The organism is Granulicella sp. L60, assembly GCF_009765825.1.
GTDB lineage: Bacteria > Acidobacteriota > Terriglobia > Terriglobales > Acidobacteriaceae > Edaphobacter.
The window spans coordinates 422,058-442,920 of sequence record NZ_LMUR01000022.1 but is presented as its reverse complement, the minus strand read 5'-3'; the positions used below and the strand labels follow the sequence as shown (position 1 = coordinate 442,920).

The window sequence follows — 20,863 nt, the reverse complement described above, 5'->3', positions numbered from 1 at the left end:
AAACAGGAGCGATCACCTCCTGCTTACCAACCTGGTGCAGCGACTCAGTCCAGTCGCTGCACCTTTTCTTTTTTCCGATGCGCAGCCACTCTGCGTTACCATCCTTTCAGTTGTCTTTCCGGTTGGGAATATGCTGCGAATTACACAAGTGCTGTCTCTTCTTCTTGCATGTTCCACTGTGTCGGCACACGCCTTTGCGCAAGCAAACCCGACCGCAAATCCAACCTCAGGTCAGACTCAGCAAGCACTCGCCTATGAGAAGCAGCGTGCATACTCAGACGCCGAGCAGCAGTGGAAACAGATCACGGAGACAAACCCGCAGAACGCGGATGCATGGGCTCACCTTGGTCTTATGCAGGCGCTCGGAAGCAAATACTCTGAAGCAGAGACGGCCTACCGCAAGGCGCTTGAACTCGGCTCCCATCTCTCCGGGCTACAGCTCGATCTGGGTCTCGCCCTCTTCAAACAGCAGAAGTTGAAAGAGGCTATTCCAGCTCTTGAAGCCGCGGTAACGGAAACCCCAAACGACATCAAGCCGAAACTGCTGCTCGCCATGAGCTACTACGGAACCGCGCACTACGCAGAGGCGATTCCCTACCTCGAATCTGCCGTGGCCTCTTCACCGCAGAACCTCCAACTCCGCACCGCCCTTGCGCAGAGCTGCCTGTGGGCGGCACATTACGACTGCACGCTGGAGCAGTACAAGCAAATCCTGCTGCAGAGTCCCGACTCCGCGCAGGCCGATATACTCGCCGGCGAGGCGCTCGATGGAATGGGCAAGCCTGATGAGGCGACGGCGCAGTTTCGCGCGGCAGAGAAGATCTCTCCGCACGAACCGGAGGTCCACTTCGGCCTGGGATATCTACTTTGGAAGCAGCATCAGTTCGACGACGCGCAGAAAGAGTTCGAGCTCGAGATAGCGGACAATCCAAAGAACACGCAAGCGATCGCTTACCTCGGCGACATCGCGATCAAGAAAAACAACGAATCAGCCGCGATGAACTACCTCACCCAGGCCACCGCGCAGCCCGAGGCCATACGCCTTGCTTACCTCGATCTCGGCATCCTCAATGCGGCACACAGCCAAAGCAAAGAGGCGGAGGCAAACCTCCAGCACGCCATCGCGATGGACCCAGCACAGGCCGACGCGCACTACCACCTCGCGCGTCTCTACGCCTCCACTGGCCGGCCAAAGGAGGCTCAGGCCGAGTTCGCAAAGGTGAAGGATCTCCATCAGAAGCGCGATGACACACTCGTGCAGACCATGATCGACGCACGAAAGTAGAAACCCACCTCCCTGCCCGCACGAAATCCCCCAGTCTCATGCTCTATTGGCTTGCAGAGTGCGCGCTCGCGTCAGCACTGGGATCAGTACTGAGATCGGCGCGATAACGCATCACATAGGTTTCAACATGCTCGACATCGGCGGTGAGGCTTTGCTGAAAGGCAGCGCGCTGAACGTGAGACATGTTCGCAAGGATCGGATCCGGCTGATCGAAGGACGCGAAGTTGCGCAGACGTGTAACGATGAAGACACGGTCTGGACTCTCGCCCAGAGTAGTCGTGATGACCTCAAACGACTCAACACCCGACTTGCGCGCTGCGGGAAGCATATTCTTGCGGATGATAGCGAGGAAGTCGTCGAGAGTGCCCGGGCGCAGATGATACTCGGTGAAGTAGTTGAGCGGCGTGTCGTTGGGAGCGAGAATGGACAGGTCGTTGTGCAGCGCCACGGCCGACTCATGATTGGACGCGATCGGCGGAATGCGGCGTGCGCTAAGAGCCTTGGCCTCTTCATGCGTGAGACCCTTTTCCGTGTACTTGCCCTGGTCGTAGTGGATGAAGGAGCCGAAGGGCAGCACGGTGAAGTAGCGATCGGACGGACCAAAGGTAGACACAGAGAAGATCAAACATGCTGGTGCTCCGCCTTTGACGACCGCAGCACAGTAGTCCTTCTGGGCAGACTCAAACTGGCCGCCGGTACCCGAGTGGATGACAGTTTCCTCCAAAAGAAAGTTGCTGATGGAAGACTGGGCGAAGGCGGGAACAGCGCTGAGAACACTCAGCAGAGCAAAAGTGAATAGACGCATGAAGGTATGGTGCGGCGCAGACAGTGCATCGGTCAAGAAGTCTTCCAACTAACAGGCACAACTGCACTGCGCCGAAGATAGACATCACTGCGAAGCAGGCGTCGCACCGGATGACGCCTGACTCAACCCGGAGGACCGAGCCTGGAGAAGCCGATATCCATCCCTCGTTCGAATGTGGTACTTCTGCATCGCCTTGTCCGTCAGCTTCACCGTAATCGTCCGCCAGCCCTGGTTAGGGTTCGGCTGCGGATAGTAGCTGAGCGTATAAAGATGCGCCAGGTCATCCCGGATAGAAGCGAACGCCTGCCTCTCATCCCTCCAGCTCTTCGAAAAGTAAGCTCTCCCGCCCGTAGCCTTGCTCATGCGTTCGAAGACCGCGGTAGAGACTGGCTCTGCCTCCGCCTGCTGCGTGCTGATCATATAAATGATCGTCCCGGTTGACTGCGCAAGCTCTGCCACATCCTCCGGCGGCACCAGACTCGCGTTGTCAGGGCCGTTCGAGAAGACAACGATCGCCTTCTTCCCCGTCAACTGCGCGGCATCCTTCACCGTCATCAGCAGACTGTTGTATAGCGCCGCATCGTCACCAGCGACCGTCTTGCGAACACCGCGCAACACCTGCGAGCGGTCGTCCGTGAGTCCGGCGACTCGCGAGAGATCGCGGCTATAGGAGTAGAGTGCAACCTTGCTCACCCCCTCCAGCGAGCGGATAAAGTCAGCGATCGAGTCCTGCGCAAACACGAATCCCCGGTACATATAGTTGCTTGTGTCAAAAAGAATGAAGACATTCGCCCCCGCCGACCACAGCCCCGGAGTACTCGCAGCACCTCCCGCACTCTCGGGCGCAACCGCCTGCGTCCACGTGTCCTTCGCAGCAAAAGCTCCACCGGAGGAAGAAGTATCGATCAACCTGCGCGGCGGCTCATTACCCTCCTCGAAGGTAGCGATCTTCTCCTGAACGCTGTCCTCAGCAACCGAGAAGTCTTCCGGGCCAAGACCACTGATGTAGTTTCCCTTCCCATCCGTAACAGCGACGTTCAGCTGTACAAGCACCACGTTCACACGGATGCGTGACGCATCATCCTGCGCCGCGCCGTAGCCGCCGCTGTACAGCGGAAACGACGCCATCCAGAGGAGTAGAAAATGTCTCTTTGCCATAGTCCTCCATTCGTGCGGTGAAATTCGTGCGGTGAAATCTATCGTGCCGTGGAGTCCGCAACAGCCTGCGCGGACGCACCTGCGGAGCCCTTTGCTAACGGCAGCGCTGCAATCTTCCCCTGACGAAACTCCTTGCCCGTCTCCTGCACCGCGCGGAAGGTCGCCGGCCAGTCCTCAGGCTCCGTCGCAAAGATCTTCGTAATCGTGTACCGCGTCAGCTCTGGAATAAGGCTGTTCAGCGTCACCGGCGAGTAGCCCATCTCGTCCGCCAGACGCGCCCAATACAAGTTGCTCGACTCCCATGACTCACCGAACAGTCGATTCGAATACGATCCGAAGAAAGGAAACGGCTTCACATTCAGCAGATCCAAACCATTCGTCCGCGCCAGCGTCGGATGCGGAACGCCGAAGTCCTTCGACACCCTCTGCCAGCTCACCTCCGCCGGATAGCGCCCTCGCAACTCTTCAAGCTCACGACTCGCCGGACCCCACACAACCGGCTCATTAGGAAACCGCTTGCGATACTCCGCCGCCAGATACGAAGTCTCCGCAGGCATAATCCGAGGAACCATCGCAGCCGCATCCTCCGCCTGATGCAGCGATCGTTCCACCCGCTCCAGCCGCTGCGGAGCCATGTTCTCCGAAAAAATCTCGACGACCCTCTGCCGCATCTGCGCGTCTCCAACCGACGCAGTCAAAATCTCCTCACCGCTGCGCTGATACAGCGTCACCGCATGAAGTTCATTCGGCGTTACACTCCACCACCGCGGCAGCGTCGCACTCACCAGCAGATCCGGCACCAGCTCCTTCCATATCAGCGCCTGCACATTCTCCGGCGCGATAAAATCCTCCTCCGACGAAGCCAGCGCATACGACAGATCCGCCAGCGATCCCATCAGGTACGCACCTCCACCCGCCGGCATCCCCGCGCCCAGCACCATCGGAGCGCCCCACAGCCGATCGACGCCGATGATCGACACCCCCATAAAATCATGCGACCGAACGAACAGCGGATTGTGATGAAGCATCTGCGCCCCCGGCGGCTCGTAGTACGCATAGTTCAATCCCACCAGCGTGTCGCGCAGAAACGGCGTCAGTTGCCCACGCGCAACCTCAAGCTGCGCACGCGAAGCAGGCGACTTGATCACCTTTGCCAAATTCGTCCGCACCTGCAGTTCCGCATGATGATTCGTATAGTTTGTCGGCGCCCAGATCACCTTCTCTGTATTCGTAAAGATAGGACGCGGCAGATCGAACTCGCGAAGCTCCGCCGCCAACGGAAGCAGCGCATCGCCGTTCCCCTTGCCCTGTTCCATCTCCTTCAACCCATCGCTCAGCGCGAACAGCGTACTCAAAGAAGCCAGCCGCTGATCCTCCAGAACCAGCCGCATCCTCTCCTCCAACGCAAGATGCACACGCTGACCATCAGGGCTCACCTGGCGCGGACCCGCAAGCAGATCCACAACCTCATCCTGCGAAGAAGCCCCACCCGCGCCGCTTCCGCCACCACCTGCAGCGAGCATCAGCCCTTCAAGCGAGCTGCGTGTCGCATCGAAAAGTTGCGGCGACGAAGAGATCGCAGCAAACGGCTCAATCATCTTCTGCCACGAAGCATTCAACTCCGCGCGAGGAATCTCTCCCTGTCGAGCCAGAATCTGCCACAACCCCACGTTTGCCTGAAACGCCCCAAGCGCATTCCCCCGCAGCGTCTGGTCCGAGGTCTTTCCAATTGTGTTCGCCACAGTTACAAACCGAGTCATCGAGTCGTCATTCAACTCCGGAAACTCGGCAAACACCAGATACCAGCTATTGAACTTCGCGAACCCATCAGCCAGCACCCGCACCGTATCGACCGAGAGACGTCTCCCCGGCTCCCGTCCGCGATCGAGTTCACTCAGCGTGAGATAGGTCTGCAGCGGCCCCGTCTCGCTCTCCACGCACGACAGCGAAGTCAACGCCTCCAGCAACTGCTCCGGGCGCTCCAGCTTGCCGTGCTTCGCCTCGTCGCGAACCATCTTCGAGCCGCCCTCGCGAAGAATCTCTCTCCACACCGCCAGATCTCCCGGCACAAGCAGATCACCATTCGGCTCCCACTGCAGACGCGTATACAAAACCAGAAGGTCGGGAGACTTTCGAAACACTCCCCTCACCACATTCGGCCCCGCCCCGCCCGCGCGAAAACTCTCATACAAACGCTTCATGCGCGGCGCTTCGGTAAGGTGCCTCTGCTCCTCCCGCGGAACGCGCGCCAGCACATCGTAGTACGCCACCAGCCAGCCGCCATCCTTCGCAAGCAGACGCGGAAGAAACTCACCCGGCGACTCCGGACTCGCCCCCACCAACTCCCTCCACTCCGGCTCCGCTGCCGTACCTCCAGGCACCATCACGCGGCCGTTGCGCGTACTAAGCTGGTTCCCATAAAAGTCCAGAACGCCGACCAGAGGAAGCAGGCCCCGCAGTCCGGGCGACCGTTTCAACGCAACCTGAGTCTCCGCATCCGTCTTGGCCAGCGCCCAGTAAAGACGCGCCACAGACTGATCGTTCAAAATCGCATCCACAATGCTTCCAGAGCTTCGCTGCGGCTTCGTGCTCAACGTAGTCCAGTCGCCCTCATGAAACAGCACCGGCACCTGCGACGCTGGATACGAGTAGATAAACGGCGTGCCCTTCTGCAATGCCTCTTCGAGTTCGACCAGCGGAAAGCCCGAGTCGATCGTAAGAAATGCTCTCTCCGGATTCGCCGTCTCCAGCGAGAAGTTCTTCTGGCCACACCCCGGCCGCAGCCGGTAGCCGAGAATCTGAATCAGCGTGCCGGCATCATCGCAGCCATCCACGCGAATCGTGCTGCTCGTTCCCGCGAGAATCTGAAGCTCTCTCGCCTGGTGGACATAACGGTCGATCAACGTCAGGAAGACCGTCGGCGCGCCATTATCGTATCCGCGTAGATAGACGTTCCGCGCCAGCAGCGGCAGCACCTCCTCCGGCGATACCTGTTGACTGATCCCCGCCATGCGCAGAAAAGATCGCAGAGGTCCGGGGATGATCACGCTGTTCGCCGCAGGAGAAACCGTCTGGCTATCCGGTCCAGCCGCAACGGCCGGCATCGAGACCGCCCACGCCATCTCGCCTGGATAGACAGAGCAGCACACACACTGGCAGAGGAAGACGACTGAAGCGACAGCCAACAGACGGAGAGAGGACTTCATCGCTGGTACCTCCTTACAACAACACGGAGACGTGCAATGACCACCACTTTGTATGAAGTAACTCGCGACCAACGAAGGTAGCGCAGCTGAAGCCGAGAGGCTGCAACTTCAGCTCAACCTGGCCCTGGGCCGCAGTCACACTGCACTCTGCAAGCCCATCTCAAAGAAGTTACGTCCCATATCGCATAACGGATGCGTAATGAACCACGGAACCTATAGACGTTCGGCAGCTTCGAGAAAAAACACTCTACTCCCATCGCGTAGCGATTTCCACACAAGAGATAAAGAAATGACAAAGATTTCAAAAGACTCCGTGACATCAACATGCGAGTCAGGCGACTACTCATAAATCCTGATCCAGACTTACTCTGCACACGATTAGCTGAAGGGGCATGCGCCCATGGGCCACCCACTAGAGGCCGCTCAAACGATCAGCTATCCTGAGTTAAGGATGGACGCGAATCCCATAGATTCACAAGGAGAAGGCAGATTGTCTCTTAAACCCGTTTCCGCCACGCCCCTCGTCTCCATCATCATGGCCTACTACAACGGGCAGGAATACATCCATGAGGCGGTCGCGAGCGCTCTGGCTCAGACCCACCCGTTCATCGAAGTCATCGTGATCGATGACGGTTCAACGGAAGAAGCCCACAAAGTTCTGATGACCATCCCCGGAACCACCGTCGTGCGCCAGGAGAACGGCGGCGTCGCCGTCGCCAGGAACCGGGGTCTGCGCGAGGCCCGAGGCGAGTACATCCTCTTTCTGGACCAGGACGACCGCCTGCTGCCCGACGCCGTCGCCTCCCACCTGCGGTCGATGGCGGGAAAACCCACGCCAGGACTCGTCTTCGGAGCGATACGCGAGATCGACCAGACCGGCAAAGTCACCGGCCCGCCCTACATCTGCGCCCCGCGCCGCAACTACTTCCTCTCCCTGCTGGAGTGCAACCTCATCCACTGCCCCGCCGCAGCCATGATCTCGCGTGAGGCGATGCTCGCCCTCGGCGGCATGGACCAGAACCTGTTGTGCGCCGAAGACTTCGACCTCTACATGCGCCTCGCCCAGAACTATCCCGTCGTGCGCCACAACGACGTCGTCGCCGAGTACCGCATCCACGGCTCGAACGCCTCCAACAACCGCAACACCATGATCCGCGCAACCAACCTCGTCTTCGACAAGGTCGAACGCACCATGACCCTGACCGCCGGGCAGCGGCGGCGCGTCCGCCTCGGGCGTGTCCGCGCCAACCTGATCTTCAACGACCAGAAGAATCCCATGCAGAAACTACAGATGGCCCGCTTTCGTCTGCGCTCCCTGCTCCAAAGCTCGTTCGTGGAGATGCTGCGCGAACGCTGACCACCCAGCTCCGTCGTCCGAAGAAAATGGGAGGAAACGAAGCCCAAAGGCTCAGCCGCGTAAAAAGCGCCCCGCTGAAAATAAAGTTGAAGATGGTGGCGTACTCTCGGCCCTCAAAAAGCCGCCCCTAAGCCACCATCTTCACCACACCAACTACCACCAACTCACCAGCAAAAAACCACGCCGAAACACGCCCATCTCCAAAAACCCCTCTAAAAACGCAGGAAAACCGACGATCCGCGCTCAGGAGATCTCCAAAATTTTTTCCGGACGAAACTCACCCCGCGCAGCGTCCATCCAGGCAATCAGATTTCCCGCAAGCCGTTGACCGTCGCCCTCCCGAACCGCCGCGACCGCACTCCTCGCCGTACGCCGCGCCGACCCCAGAACCGCCGACCGCAGCGGAAACCCAATCTTCTTCGACCACAGATACATAGGATTGATCACCTCCGAGTATCCTCGGCGCTTCAGATCCATACGACCCGACGCCACCTCCAGATGCACCCCCAGCGCGTTGTCGCTCTCGACGATCGTGCCCGAAGGACGGCACTGTAAAGCGAAATCGAGATCCTCCAAAAACGCGTAAAGTACGTATCTTTCGTCGAAGTTCACCTTCCCCAGCAGCGAACCGCGAATAGACATCCGGCATCCGTAGTTGGTCGAGAGCGGTGTCACAGCCCCCGGCTCCGCCGTCATAACCTCGGGATGATTCCGGCGATAGTCCTCGATCAGCCGGCGTGAAAGCGAACGATCCACGGTTCCAGCGGAGTAGATGCCGTGCGCGAGGTTGCGTCCATTGACGATAGCGACCGAAGGATGACGGCGATAACAGGCAAGAATCTCACGAACATAGTTCTCGTCCAGCTCCACATCGTCGTCCAGAAACAACACGCACTCAGGACGATGCCTGATGCTGCGGAGCGCGTAGTTGCGCTGCACCGCCGACCCGCGCGGCCCGACCAGAACACTGATTCCAGGTAGGTTGCGCGTCTCCTGGGTCACATCGCTCTCCGCCGGCACGCTGATCACAACCGAGCATGGTTCGCTCTGCCGGACGACCGAAAGGACGGAATCATGCAGCATTTGCGGCCGATTCGCGGAGCAAATGACAGCTACAAGCCCATTTTCGTTCACTCGTTCGATGACTTCACCCTTTCCGGAGCGAGATTTTAGTTAGGATAACGCCCCTTGGCAGCCGGTGGGAATGGGGCATCCAGGCAGGACAATATCGCAAAAAATCCATCCTGGGCCTTCTCATTGATAAGTAGTTGTAAAAAATTGCAGAAAAAGAGAAATTAATTTCCAGTTCCCATTTGGGAAATGCTCTAAATAAGCCCTGCGGGGTCAGCAATTTAGTCCGACATCCTATGCTAAATGCCCAGCCATATTAGGTTTACACAACTTTCGTGTCACAGTGCGCATATGCATTTTGTTGCATAATTGCCCTATGCTCGACATCCGTATGATGGTTTCCCTCTCACGCATCGAGTGTCTAAAATGGCGGCTCCTCCAGGGGTTCGCTCTGATTTGTATCCCCGTCGCGCTGCTCAGCGGCTGCGGGAGCGCGGTGACCGAACTGACCCGCGCCTCGGGTAGCGGAGCCGGGCCGCTGGCTACTGGGTCGACTTCGTCCGTCACTGGAGCGGAACTGGCCGCCGGGCCAATCGTGCGCCCCGCCAATTTTATGACGTCTGTTAAGACGTATGGAGCAACAGGAGACGGTAAGACCGACGACACGGCAGCCATCCAGGCTGCGCTCAGCGACAGCCGGAGCGATGCGACGGGAAACTACAACGGCGCACCCAAGGCGCTTTATTTCCCTGCGGGAACGTACCTGATCAGCAAGACTCTGTCCTGGAATGGATGCTGCGTCATGCTGGAGGGCGCAGGATCCTCCACAAGCATTATCCGGCTTGCGCCGTCCGCGGCCGGCTTCGGCACGGCAGGAACTCCAATGCCGATGATCCAGACCCCTGCTGGAATTAGCTCCTTCCGCGAGAACATCTTCGACCTCGGCTTCAGCATCGGCGCCGATAATCCTGGTGCTGTCGCTATCGACTATGTCTCCAACAACAGCGGCTCAATTCGCAATGTAAACATTCTCAGCGAGGACGGCGGGGGCGTAGCCGGTATCTTGCTCACGCGGCAGTACGCTGGTCCACTGCTGATCAAGAACGTTGCAGTGAGCGGCTTTCAATATGGCATGCAGACATCGAACTATGAGTATGGACAGGTCATGGAGAACATCACGCTCAAAAATCAGAGCGTCGCGGGCATTTACAACTCGGAACAGACGATCAGCGTTCGCAACCTTTTAAGTACCAATAAAGTGCCCGCGATCATGAATGAACATGGGATGGTCTTGCTGCTCGACGCAGAGCTGCAGGGCGGGGCATCGAGCACCCAGGCGATTCAGAGTCTCGGCAATATATACGCGCGAAGTGTCACATCGGCTGGCTATGGCGCTACTCTACTGGACGAGATCACCGCAACGCCTAAGACGGTCACAGGCGCCATTACCGAGTACGTGAACGGCACACCGTTGACACTGCGAGGTGGCTCCAAGGCCTCCAGCCTGAACCTTCCGATCGCCGAGACACCGACCTATGAGGACACGAACCTTTCGGACTGGGCGCCCTTCACGCCAACATACGTCAATGAGGCACAGCTGCAGGCAGTACTCAATAGTGGTGCGTCGACCGTCTATTTTCCGTTCAACACCTATGCCTCCTACAACGAGGCCGTAGTCACGGTTCCAGACACGGTCAAGCGGATCATCGGATTCTCTTCAATCGTGAACGTCGATGCATCGGGGACCAATGGCGGCGGAATTCGCTTCGTCGTGAACAGCAATAGCGCGACCCCGCTGATCGTCGAGCAGTTCGGGTATGGCGTCAAAGTCGATCAGCAGGGCACCAGACCGCTCGTCCTCAACAATGGGAACTATACCTATACGAGCTTTACCGGGGCGGGAGACCTCTTTCTTGAGGATATGATCGCCGCAACGCCGATCGTTATTCAGCCGGGACAGCAGGTGTGGGCGAGACAGCTGGACGACGAGATTCCCGGCACGAAGATCACCAACAACGGCACGTTCTGGGTGCTCGGCTTGAAGACCGAAAAAGAGGGAATCGTGATCGACACCAGCTCAACCGGTCAGACCGAGGTGTTGGGCAATCTCATCTATCCATCCAGCGTGCTTCCGTCAAACTCGATCATGTTCCGGGCTGCAACACAGTCCGTCTCCTATATCTATTCGCAGTCGAACTACTGCACAGACTGCGGCTACGACATCCAGGTCTCGGAGATTATCAACGGGGTGAACGAACAGGTCACATCGAATCCGTCACTCCGCTATGTGATGCCGCTTTATCACGGCAAATAGCGCGGATGCTTCTGCTTACAACGCAGAACTCCGAATAAACATCCGATTGCTATAATCATTCAGAGCGCCGTAATGGTCGGATTTAAGCTAACATCCGGCTAAGTTTCGCTGTTCGTGAGTGCTCCTCCCGGCGAATTCCTTTTTACGAACACGACCTTGGGGAATGTGGTTTGCACAGTTTGCAGAGGCTGCGACAGATCCTGTTTCGCGTCAGCGGAGGTCGAGAGCTGGCTGCTCTGGGAGACCAGGCGCTAGTCAGTGGCGCGAACTTCATAACGAACGTCATACTCGCGCGCAGTCTTGGCGTAACCGAGTATGGCGTCTTTGCCCTTGCTTGGATGACGGTGCTGTTCGTCAACAGTCTGCAATGGGCTCTCGTCGTATCTCCCATGATGAGCGTCGGGCCGAAGCAGGCAACGTCGGAGCGACCGGCTTACTTCGGCGCTGTTCTGGCTCAGGAGATCGCCTTCGCCGTCCTCAGCGCGCTGCTGGTAATGGCCGGCGTTATGCTTTCGACGAGGTTCTTTCCGCGATGGAATGTAGGCGGACTTACCCTACCGCTCGGCTTCGTCGTGCTGTCCTATCTTTTGCAGGACTTCCTTCGCCGGTATTTTTTCTCGGTACGCCAGAGCATGTGGGCGCTGATCACCGACGCTGCAAGCTACCTTACGCAGTTACCTATTCTTCTTCTGCTCGCGAAGCAATCCCGTCTTACTTCTGCGAAGGCCTTGTGGATCATCGGGCTCACCTCCGTTTTTGGATTTGTGGTGGGCGGCTTCAAGTTTGAACGCATTACCATGATCCGCAGTTCACTCAGGGATGTATCGCTTCGGCATTGGCGCATCTCACGCTGGCTGCTTCCTTCAGCCTTCATGCAGTGGAGCGCGGGCAACCTGTTTGCCGTCGCTGCGCCGCTGTACTACGGCGCAGCTGCGGCGGGCGTACTTCGCTCTGCGCAGAACATCGTCGGTGTCGCGCACATCTGGTTTCTCGGTTTGGATAACGTCGTTCCCGCAGAGGCCGCACGACGCATGCACACCGAGGGGCTCGACTCATCCTTCCGCTATATCCGCAGCATCCTGGTGCGCTGGGGACTGGTCACGCTGGCGTTTGTCATCTGCATCGGCGTACGGCCCGACTTCTGGCTGAAGCTGGTCTACGGCAGCAAGTATGCGAGCTATGGCTACATACTCCAACTCTATGCGCTGCTCTACCTCATGGCGTTTTTCTCCGGACCGCTGCGGGCCGGTCTGCAGGCGCTTGAATATACGCGTCCCGTATTCTGGTCTTATCTGGCGATGACCATCTTCTCGATCTTGCTGGCAGGCCCCAGCACCCGCCTGCTCGGCCTTCGCGGCGCCATGTTGGGCATGATCGCAACTCAATTTCTCTTCCAATGCATTGTGGGCACCGGACTATGGCTGCATGTACGGCGGCTGCGTCGTGACATGAAACTGGCGCAGGTAGAGAATTGATGACCGAAGTTACAACTAAGACCGATCCTCGCAGAACCACACCGTTTCGTGTCCTGCTCTCCTCGTATGCCTGCCGGCCCGACGCCGGCTCCGAGGTAGGCATCGGCTGGAACTGGGTCATGAGCCTCGCCGAAGCCGGATGCGAGCTCGATGTATTTACGGCGGCTCGAAACCGCGAGGCGAACGAGGCGTTCCTCGCAGCGAATCCCATGCCGAACCTGCGCTTCCACTTCGTCGATGTTCCGTGGATGTCTCCGTGGGAGCGCGGAGGCAAGCACTATCTGCTGTGGAGTTGGAAGACGTGGCATCAAGCTCGTCTCCTTGCGAAGACAAAACGTTTCGATCTCGTGCTGCATGTCTCCTATGGGAGCGTTCATGTTCCTACGCAGCTGTGGCGGCTAGGGCTTCCTACGATCTTCGGCCCTGTGGGCGGTGGGCAGGTAACGCCTAAAAGCTTGCTCGAGTACTACGGTTCGGGGCGGAGTCATGAAGAGCGGCGCACGCTATTGACGCGCTTACTGCCAAGAATGCCCGGCTATCGCGGTTCCATGCGCAAGATGCGTGTCGTGCTCGCAGCAAATAGCGACACAGCGGCTCTGGCCAGGAGTGCGGGATGCCGCGATGTGCGCCTGCTGTGCGACACAGGTCTGCGGCGCGACTACGCCTCGGAGAGCCCGCGCCAGTTCACCGCGACAAACGAAATTCATCTGGTGTGGGTGGGAAGCTTTCAACGGCGCAAAGGTCTGGAGCTCGCCTTCGATGCGCTTCAACACTCATCCCCGAAGATTCAGCTCACCCTCATCGGGGACGGCATCGAGCGAGCGGAGATGGACGCCATGCTGGCAAAGCGGGGACTCGCGGAACGAGTGCACTGGAGCGGCGCACGCCTTGGCTGGATGGAGGTTCGAGACAACTTCCGTACGCACGACGCGATACTCTTCACCAGCCTGCGCGACTCCTTCGGCTCGCAACTCCTCGAGGCCATGAGCCAGGGTCTTCCGTTCATCGCGCTGAGCATGAGCGGAGCTCGCGACTTTCTCCCCGCCGGAGGCGGCCTGAGCGTCGAGCTGGGGCCGAACGTAAGCGAGACCGTGCGCGGTCTTACCCGTTCTCTCGATGACTTCGCCGCACTCACACTAGAACAGCGTAATCGCATGTCGGAGATCGCATGGCACGCTGCCCAGGGGTTCGCCTGGAGCAGACGCGCGGAGACGATGCTTGAGATCTTCGCGCAGGTGACGCATGACAGATAGATCCGAATCTTCGCACCGGACGGCATCGCTGCGATGGAGAAGTACTGCATTGCAGATTAGAGGGGGACGATAAGTTGGCAGGAAAATATGTCTTCTGGGGCGGCTACGCGGGCAACAATCTTGGTGACGAAGCTATTCTCTGGGCGTTGTCCCGGCTGATTCGCAAACTCGATCCTGCTGCCGAACAATTCGTCTTTATACCCGATGGTGTCAGCGCCGCAGTGGAGGCGCAGTATAAGGAATGGAACATCGCCGTCGTATCCGGGCCGCTGCTCCGCTGTCTCGGCATCTTCCGTCACGCACGTCTGATCGTCGGTGGAGGTCAGATGATCGACGACAGCTCGTATGCATGGCCGATCGGGTGGAGTTCAATCTTCATCGCAGTGAACAAGCTGTGGAGTCATCGTCCGCTCGTTCTCTGTGTCGGGGCGGAGCCGCTGCGGAAGACCATCCCTCGCTTTTTGGTGCGACACTTCTATGGGCTCGCCGAAGTCATCACCTGTCGCGATGAGGAGTCTTCGACGGTCGTGCGTGAGGCTGGCGTGCCAGCTGCAAAGGTATGGACGACACGAGATGTTGTCTTCTCTCTTGACCGCTCACAGCTTCCGCAGTGGGAGCCGGGCCGCAGCACAGTGCGAACGGTAGCCGTGGCCGTGGCCTACGATCCTGCACGTGTGCTGGAAGACGTATCCCGCTACAAGCACCTCGTCATTGCGCTGCGCAAGTTGGACTTCCGTGTAGAGTTCCTCGCTCATGATCTACGCGAGGCGTACGACGTGCAGGCCCTCCGCGAGGTCAAGAAGAGCTTTCTAGACGACGAGGGCGTTCAGGTGGCACATGCTTCGAACGTAGCGGAGACCTTTGACATCTATGCACGAGTCGATGCTGTCATCAGTGCGCGCATGCATCCGCTCATTATGGGAATGCTTGCAGGCACGCTGCCCATCGCATACGGAGGCAAGGCGAAGGTCAGATCGCTGCTCTCGAACTCCGCCATTCCAGCAATTGCAGCAGATGGCGAACCGCGCGAACTTGCAACGCAGCTCGATGATGTCTTTGCACAACGCGACAGCATTCGCCGTCAATTGGCAGAGACCGCCGAGACCTATCGTTACATGGTCGAAGAGGCCACCTCGCTGGCGCTGCAGCATGGACGCCGCTGAACCTCACTAAACCTAGCCGAACGCTAGCGCGAAGTATAGATAAGGGCCGAGGATGTCGAGGTGATAATGCCGAGAGAAGACGCAAGCACCGTCTTACCTTTGCTGACCGGTACATAGACGATGTCCTGGGCGTGCAGCATTGGAGCGCTCGCCTTGCCCTGCGTGATCTTCCGAAACTTCACAGGTATTTCGGTCAACGTCCCGTCAGAGTTCTTATGCACAATGTGGATGCCACCTATCGAGGCATTCATCAGTGTGCCATAGGCAAGGGCAAGCGCCTGGGCCACGTCAAGCTGTCCATCCTCCTGCATGACGTACCCGCCAGGCCGGGTGACGGCGCCAAGCACATACACAATACCGGCACGTGGAACCGTAACGGTATCGCCCGGACGAACAACGATATCCTCCGCTGCTGGGGTGTTCTTGCTGCGTGCATAGGGGACAACCTGCGTGGTCATGTGCCCATTCGCGGAGTGGCGAATCTCCACGGTGTCACCCGCGGTGATCGTCTCACCCCCCACCATGGCCAACACATCGGAGAGCGAATGCGGCGCCAACAGCGGGACACGCCCAGGGGACCCCACCTCGCCCAACACCGTAACATTGCTGTCGGCGTACTGCGCAACATCGAGGTTGATCTTTGGGTCTTTGAGTATCTGCGCATCTCTCAGCTTGGCTTCGATGGCATCGTGCGCTTCGGACAAACTCATGCCGTTGACAGAGATAGAACCCGCCATCGGCACGGTGATGTTGCCGTTGTTGTCGACACGGAGCTGGCCGGAGATCTCCGGCATGTCGTAGACCTGCATATCCAGCAGATAGCCGGGAGCAAGTGTGGCCGAAGAGAAGTCGTCGGGTACGGAAGTGATTGCGCCTGCGCTGGCACCTTGCGGGCGCGTGTGCAGCACCGCGGATCCGCCGCTTCCTAAGGTAGAAGAGCCACCGCTTCCTAAGGTAGAAGAGCCACCGACTGGAGGCTGACCACTGGTCTGGGCAAGCGCGGTGCAACTCGCGGCGGTAAGCAGAAGAAGCAGTGTAGCGCCGCAGAAAATCAAAGAGCGACTTCGGCGATGAGATATCGAGTACATTGTGGTGATTGCTGTTGAGGCGATTGAAGACGGGAACATTTCAGGCATAAGATCCCTTCCGTGCGCTGCGTGGGCTGCCGTAGCTGTGAAGCCGTGTCGAACTCTGAGGTACGCCGTTCAGGACGTAGCCGACAATAGGAGCCCCCGTGCGCTCCAGTAACTGATTCATGCTCTGCAGGTCCGCGCGAGAGGTAATACCTGCACGAACCACGGGAAGGATCGCGTCCACCTTCGCCGCAAGCACGGCTGCATCGGCAACAGGAAGCACGGGCGGACTATCGATGAGTATCCAGTCGAACTCCTTGCGCATCTCAGTTACCAGTAAATCGAGCGTCGGCCCGGTGAAGAGCTCAGAGGGCAGCCCAGGCCTTGCTCCAGCTGGTAACAACACAAGATTCTCCACGCTGGGATGGGTCTTAAGACGAGCTTGCACATCAGTCTGTTGTGCCTCGAGCGCGTCGCTCAACCCATTCTGATTGACAATGTCGAAGTAGTGGTGAAGATCGGCATGGCGAAGATCTCCATCGATCAACAGGACTCGCGATCCCTGCTGCGCCAGCGCGATGCCGAGGTTATAGACAATGGTCGTCTTGCCGTCCGAGCCCAGTGGGCTTGTAATCAACAGCGTCTTTCCTGGCTCGGCGGGGCTGCTCATCATCAGGGCCGTACGCAATACGCGGAAGGCCTCGGCCAATGGAGAATCTGGCTGCGAGAGCAACGCGCTGGCGTTCGACGAGGTTGAAAGTTCAGCAGTCTTGCCAGAGAAGAGTGGAAGAAATGCAAGCACGGGAGAATGTACCGCCATCTCGACATCGCGTGGCAGTGTCACCGAGACGTCCATGCTCTGACGAAGGAAGGCGACACCGATGCCGATCAGAATCCCAAGAAGCATCGCGACAGCCAGCGTCAATGGATAGTTCGGGAAGGAGGGAAGGCCCGTGACCTGCGCGCGATCCACAATTGAGAGACGCGTGGCATGAATACCTTGCTGCACGCTCGCCGCCTGTACCTGCGAGAAGAGGCTTTGATACTGGGCGCGATTCGAAAGCGCCTGCTGAGACAGCACCTGCAGCTTTGCGGTGTTGTCCGAAAGCTTGTTTACCTCTTCCTGCTGCTTGGCGAGTTGGGCTTTTACCGTGTCCTCGGACGACTTTGCAAACTGGTACGAGTTATAAGCGCGCGCCGTAATGTTATCGAGTTCGATCTTGATAGACGAATTGATCGTGTCCATCTGGTTATGAAGTTCAATCAAACGCGGATTCTTCGCGCCGTACTTCGTCTCTAGATCCGCATACTGAACCTTCAGCGCGACCTGCTGCGCGCGCAGTGTGCGAAGAAGATCGAGGCCGCCAGTTTGTCCGATTGCGGAACCGCCAACCAGCGATGCGATCGGTCCAAGCCCAAGCACAACCTCCGGGCTCTGATCCTTCAGCAGTCGGTAGACGCCCTCGCTCGAGATACGATTAGCCTCAGCTGTATCCAGCTCCTGGTTCAGCGCATTCAGTCGATCGACGACTGCATTGTGCGACTCCACCGTCACACCCTCTGAACCCGGTATCGTTCCACCAAGATTGATTCCCGCCAGACCACTGCTCCTCTGAAAGTCCGCCAACGCCTGCTCCGACTCCTGAAGACGTTTCTTCGAGCCCTCAAGTTCCTTGTTCAGCCAGAAAGAAAATTGCGAGCTCGACTGGAGACGACGCTGCACGTAGTCTTCGATGAACATCTCGCTGAGCGTGTTTGCCACCGAGGCTGCAACGACCGGATCGCGATCGCGAAATGTAACCTGGATCAGCCGCGAGTCTTCGACAGGCTCAGCCTTCAGCGAGGCTTCAAACATCTTCAGCAGTTTCTGCCGTGTCAACGGAGCCTGGTCGAGCGGACGGCCTATCTCTTTTTTATCGATCGTGCGCTTGTAAGGTACGTGAGACAGAAGATTGAGCTTATCGATTGTCTGCAGCGCAAGCGTACTGTTCTGCAGAATGGTTACGTCGGTCGTCACCTCTGTCTTTACATCGCTGGTGGGAGCGCCCGAGGAGCCCCCTCCCGCCGCAGAGGCGTCGTCGGGGATGATCTCCAGTGTTGCGACAGAGTTGTACTTTGGCGTCAACAGCAGACACGCAAGAAACGCGAGCAGCACCATCGACAGCGTGATGAGTGCGATCATTCCGCGATAGCGACGTAGTACAGCAAGCAGATCACTCAGCGACTCGTACTGCTCCGGCGCTGCGTGGCTCGCCGCGTCGAGCACTCTGTGATGCTGAAGATCCGATTGACGCTGACCGTTGGGTGTTTGCCACTCACTTCTGAGTAGGGCCATAGCTTCATGTCTCCAAAGTTCTGTAATCGCAAGCCTTGGAACCGCTCGAATATCGCTTCTTGCAGCCAACTAAGGCAGAAGACGGTACGCCCGTTCGTTGTTCTTTACTTGTATCCGCCGCAAAGATACGTAACGCTCGTGCCCGGCTGGGGAGGTAAAGATCTGTTGCGATTGTATCGTCTTTAGGCTTGCATCTGAAAGATCTCTTCTCTTCCCACAGCCTCGAGGTTTTAACACCTTTGAAACAGGCTTCGATTAAGCCTTGCACTTGCCTATTTCATGCAGATGTCTGCATGTAGCTCGAAGTCGGAACTCCGCTTCGCCTAATAATATTTTTGTAACAGCAACAAGAGCAATTTACTGCATAAGATGCTTCGCACCATAAAATGGGATGCTTCGCGCAACAACAAGCAAGATTCACGCTGGATCAGAGTGGTTCCATTTGGACGGTAGACAGCCCATTTGGGCTTCTCTACACTGAAGACAGAGTCACCCTAAATGCACAAGGAGACACGATGACCTCTGGCGAACAGTCAAGAGTAAATATCCTCGGCGTTGGTGTCAGCGCCCTCTCCATGCAAAGCGCAATTGAGCAGAGCGAGGCGTTGCTCGACCGCGGCGGCAGCGGATATATCTGCGTGACCGGAGTACACGGCATCATGGAGGCGCAGGCAGGCGAAGAGTTTCGCGGAATTCTCAACCGATCGTTTCTAACGACGCCCGATGGCATGCCAACCGTATGGCTGGGCCGTCTCCATGGCTTCAAAGACATGACTCGCGTCTATGGACCGGACTACATGGAAAACGTCTGTCAACGCTCTGTAAGCCGCGGTTACCGCCATTTTCTTTATGGCGGAAAGGAGGGCGTCGCCGAAGAGTTACGTTCGGAGTTGACCCGTCGCTTTCCTGGACTCGAGATTGTCGGAACGTATACTCCTCCGTTTCGCCCGCTGAACTCCGATGAGGAAGAACAACTGCGGGCGCAGCTGGAAGCAGCACGCGTCGACATATTCTGGTGCGGATTGAGCACGCCCAAGCAGGAGAAGTTTATGGCTGCCTACACAAGCCGACTGCCAGTAAAGTTGATGGTAGGAGTCGGCGCAGCCTTCGATCTACTGAGTGGAAATCTGGATGAGGCCCCCGACTGGATGAAGAGTGCCGGGCTGCAGTGGCTCTATCGCCTGATCAAAGAGCCGCGTCGTCTGTGGAGACGATACCTCTACAATAACCCGCGCTTCATCTGGCTCACAATGCTGCAGCTCTCCGGCCTCAAGCGTTTCTCAATCTGAACGCGTAACTTCGCGTTGAAGCTCGGCGAACAGTCACACTTTCGTTCGCCGAGTTCGCTTGCATTCAAACCCTATGCGGGAGACTTACCTATTTTGGCGCGGCGCACCTTCGCCGCTGAAGTCTCGCTATCCACGGAATAACTCTTCGACGGAATCTTATTGCGCGGTGTAAGCGCATACAGAACAGCCTCCATCCGATTGGAAACTCCCAGCTTGTCGTAGATGTGGAAGAGATGATTCTTGACCGTATGCTCACTCACCTTCAGCGCATTCGCCAGTTCGTGGTTGCTCAGCCCCTCTGCTAATAAATGCAGAACCTGTTGCTCCCGCGCGGTAAGCAGCGACCTTCCCTGCCGATCCGTTACATCAGTAAACTTCGGACGCGATAGGGACATCACCAGATGAGACAACAGCTCATTACTGGCCCATATCTGTCCTTGATGGACGCATCGGATACATTTGCAGAGTAGATCGAATCGAAGATCAGCACTACCGAAGATGCCCCTCGCCCCCGAGCGAAATAATGAGATGACTTCAGCGTAATCGGTGTCCTGGGTCAAAATAACCGTACTTGCGCTTTTATAGCAGTGCGGGAGCGAGTCCAGAAGCTCCACCGCGTCGCGTAACTTCTCCGTTTTCAAAGAGCCCAAAAGAATGACGTCGACGGAAACGCCCTTTGTGGCATTTAGCATCTGCGGCACATCATTGACCGGTTCAACAACCTTCAGGTCAGGAACTGCATCAAATGCTTTATGCAGAAGTTCGCAGAGCATGGCAGGTAGATTTGCCATGAGGATCCTGATAACTCGCTCGGGTGCGGGTTTTTCAGAAGACTGATGAATAGAGGTCTCCGACATTGAGTAATGCTCGATTGGGTACTCTTTCTCAGATTATGTAGCGCTCTGGTTCGTTGAAAAAATCCAGTTTCCCTATTGATTACAACGCAAGTTTGTAGGCCCTCAAAATCATTAAATGCTCGAAGTATATGCATGTCAAGAGTTACCAAAAAATATCTGAATAGGACATATAAGGAGAATCTCTCATATGAGAACCCGACTTTTTGATTCAATACATGAGAA

The 20,863-nt window shown here is 57.4% G+C and carries 14 protein-coding genes; 7 read left to right on the top strand and 7 right to left on the bottom strand.

Annotated elements, in window-relative coordinates:
- Positions 1–178 precede the first annotated feature (178 nt).
- On the top strand, positions 179–1,285 hold the full coding sequence (locus tag GSQ82_RS22855; protein ID WP_158794580.1) for a tetratricopeptide repeat protein: 1,107 nt from the start codon (positions 179–181) through the stop codon (positions 1,283–1,285).
- A gap of 43 nt (positions 1,286–1,328) precedes the next feature.
- On the opposite strand, the gene GSQ82_RS22850 is transcribed toward GSQ82_RS22855, so the two are convergent.
- Genes GSQ82_RS22850 through GSQ82_RS22840 form a run of 3 tightly spaced genes read right to left on the bottom strand, consistent with a single transcriptional unit; the run spans position 1,329 to position 6,454 of the window.
- Positions 1,329–2,126 carry a hypothetical protein gene (locus GSQ82_RS22850; RefSeq protein WP_158794579.1) on the bottom strand — a complete coding sequence of 266 codons (798 nt, stop codon included), beginning with the start codon at positions 2,124–2,126 and terminating at the stop codon, positions 1,329–1,331.
- 48 nt (positions 2,127–2,174) lie between these two features.
- Positions 2,175–3,248, bottom strand: coding sequence for a VWA domain-containing protein (locus tag GSQ82_RS22845; protein WP_158794578.1), 1,074 nt, complete (start codon positions 3,246–3,248; stop codon positions 2,175–2,177).
- 38 nt (positions 3,249–3,286) lie between these two features.
- Positions 3,287–6,454 (bottom strand): hypothetical protein, encoded by a 3,168-nt coding sequence (locus GSQ82_RS22840; RefSeq protein ID WP_254061863.1) that lies wholly within the window; start codon positions 6,452–6,454, stop codon positions 3,287–3,289.
- 490 nt (positions 6,455–6,944) lie between these two features.
- On the opposite strand from GSQ82_RS22840, the gene GSQ82_RS22835 reads away from it, so the two are divergent.
- Complete coding sequence (locus GSQ82_RS22835; RefSeq protein ID WP_158794577.1) at positions 6,945–7,811, top strand: glycosyltransferase; 867 nt, start codon at positions 6,945–6,947, stop codon at positions 7,809–7,811.
- A gap of 243 nt (positions 7,812–8,054) precedes the next feature.
- Here the strand turns inward: GSQ82_RS22835 and GSQ82_RS22830 are convergent, their stop codons facing one another.
- Positions 8,055–8,945, bottom strand: coding sequence for a glycosyltransferase family 2 protein (locus GSQ82_RS22830; RefSeq protein WP_256370110.1), 891 nt, complete (start codon positions 8,943–8,945; stop codon positions 8,055–8,057).
- Between the two features lie 313 nt (positions 8,946–9,258).
- Here GSQ82_RS22830 and GSQ82_RS22825 point away from each other — a divergent pair, with 313 nt between their 5' ends.
- The 4 genes from GSQ82_RS22825 to GSQ82_RS22810 all read left to right on the top strand — a co-directional run bounded on the left by GSQ82_RS22825 (position 9,259) and on the right by GSQ82_RS22810 (position 15,087).
- On the top strand, positions 9,259–11,196 hold the full coding sequence (locus GSQ82_RS22825; protein ID WP_158794575.1) for a glycoside hydrolase family 55 protein: 1,938 nt from the start codon (positions 9,259–9,261) through the stop codon (positions 11,194–11,196).
- Between the two features lie 170 nt (positions 11,197–11,366).
- Positions 11,367–12,671 carry a lipopolysaccharide biosynthesis protein gene (locus tag GSQ82_RS22820; protein ID WP_158794574.1) on the top strand — a complete coding sequence of 435 codons (1,305 nt, stop codon included), beginning with the start codon at positions 11,367–11,369 and terminating at the stop codon, positions 12,669–12,671.
- The gene (locus GSQ82_RS22815) at positions 12,671–13,924 is read left to right on the top strand and encodes a glycosyltransferase family 4 protein (protein WP_158794573.1); all 1,254 of its coding nucleotides are present in this window, start codon (positions 12,671–12,673) and stop codon (positions 13,922–13,924) included. Before GSQ82_RS22820 ends, GSQ82_RS22815 begins: the two co-directional genes overlap by 1 nt.
- Positions 13,925–13,998: 74 nt before the next feature.
- The gene (locus GSQ82_RS22810) at positions 13,999–15,087 is read left to right on the top strand and encodes a polysaccharide pyruvyl transferase family protein (RefSeq protein WP_158794572.1); all 1,089 of its coding nucleotides are present in this window, start codon (positions 13,999–14,001) and stop codon (positions 15,085–15,087) included.
- 23 nt (positions 15,088–15,110) lie between these two features.
- Here the strand turns inward: GSQ82_RS22810 and GSQ82_RS22805 are convergent, their stop codons facing one another.
- The gene (locus tag GSQ82_RS22805) at positions 15,111–15,995 is read right to left on the bottom strand and encodes a polysaccharide biosynthesis/export family protein (RefSeq protein WP_158794571.1); all 885 of its coding nucleotides are present in this window, start codon (positions 15,993–15,995) and stop codon (positions 15,111–15,113) included.
- Between the two features lie 220 nt (positions 15,996–16,215).
- A complete protein-coding gene (locus tag GSQ82_RS22800; RefSeq protein WP_158794570.1) occupies positions 16,216–18,495 on the bottom strand; it encodes a polysaccharide biosynthesis tyrosine autokinase in 2,280 nt (759 codons plus the stop codon).
- Between the two features lie 515 nt (positions 18,496–19,010).
- On the opposite strand from GSQ82_RS22800, the gene GSQ82_RS22795 reads away from it, so the two are divergent.
- The gene (locus tag GSQ82_RS22795) at positions 19,011–19,784 is read left to right on the top strand and encodes a WecB/TagA/CpsF family glycosyltransferase (RefSeq protein WP_158794569.1); all 774 of its coding nucleotides are present in this window, start codon (positions 19,011–19,013) and stop codon (positions 19,782–19,784) included.
- 71 nt (positions 19,785–19,855) lie between these two features.
- Here GSQ82_RS22795 and GSQ82_RS22790 read toward each other — a convergent pair whose 3' ends face one another.
- The gene (locus GSQ82_RS22790; RefSeq protein WP_158794568.1) at positions 19,856–20,575 is read right to left on the bottom strand and encodes a response regulator transcription factor; all 720 of its coding nucleotides are present in this window, start codon (positions 20,573–20,575) and stop codon (positions 19,856–19,858) included.
- Between the last annotated feature and the right edge of the window lie 288 nt (positions 20,576–20,863).

What these genes read in the sequence shown, in the direction of transcription:
- GSQ82_RS22845 (WP_158794578.1), bottom strand. Translation starts at nt 3,248, where the DNA reads ATGGCAAAGAGACATTTTCTACTCCTCTGGATGGCGTCGTTTCCGCTG.
- GSQ82_RS22840 (WP_254061863.1), bottom strand. Translation starts at nt 6,454, where the DNA reads ATGAAGTCCTCTCTCCGTCTGTTGGCTGTCGCTTCAGTCGTCTTCCTC.
- GSQ82_RS22825 (WP_158794575.1), top strand. Translation starts at nt 9,259, where the DNA reads ATGCTCGACATCCGTATGATGGTTTCCCTCTCACGCATCGAGTGTCTA.
- GSQ82_RS22815 (WP_158794573.1), top strand. Translation starts at nt 12,671, where the DNA reads ATGACCGAAGTTACAACTAAGACCGATCCTCGCAGAACCACACCGTTT.
- GSQ82_RS22800 (WP_158794570.1), bottom strand. Translation starts at nt 18,495, where the DNA reads ATGGCCCTACTCAGAAGTGAGTGGCAAACACCCAACGGTCAGCGTCAA.
- GSQ82_RS22795 (WP_158794569.1), top strand. Translation starts at nt 19,011, where the DNA reads ATGACCTCTGGCGAACAGTCAAGAGTAAATATCCTCGGCGTTGGTGTC.
- GSQ82_RS22790 (WP_158794568.1), bottom strand. Translation starts at nt 20,575, where the DNA reads ATGGCAAATCTACCTGCCATGCTCTGCGAACTTCTGCATAAAGCATTT.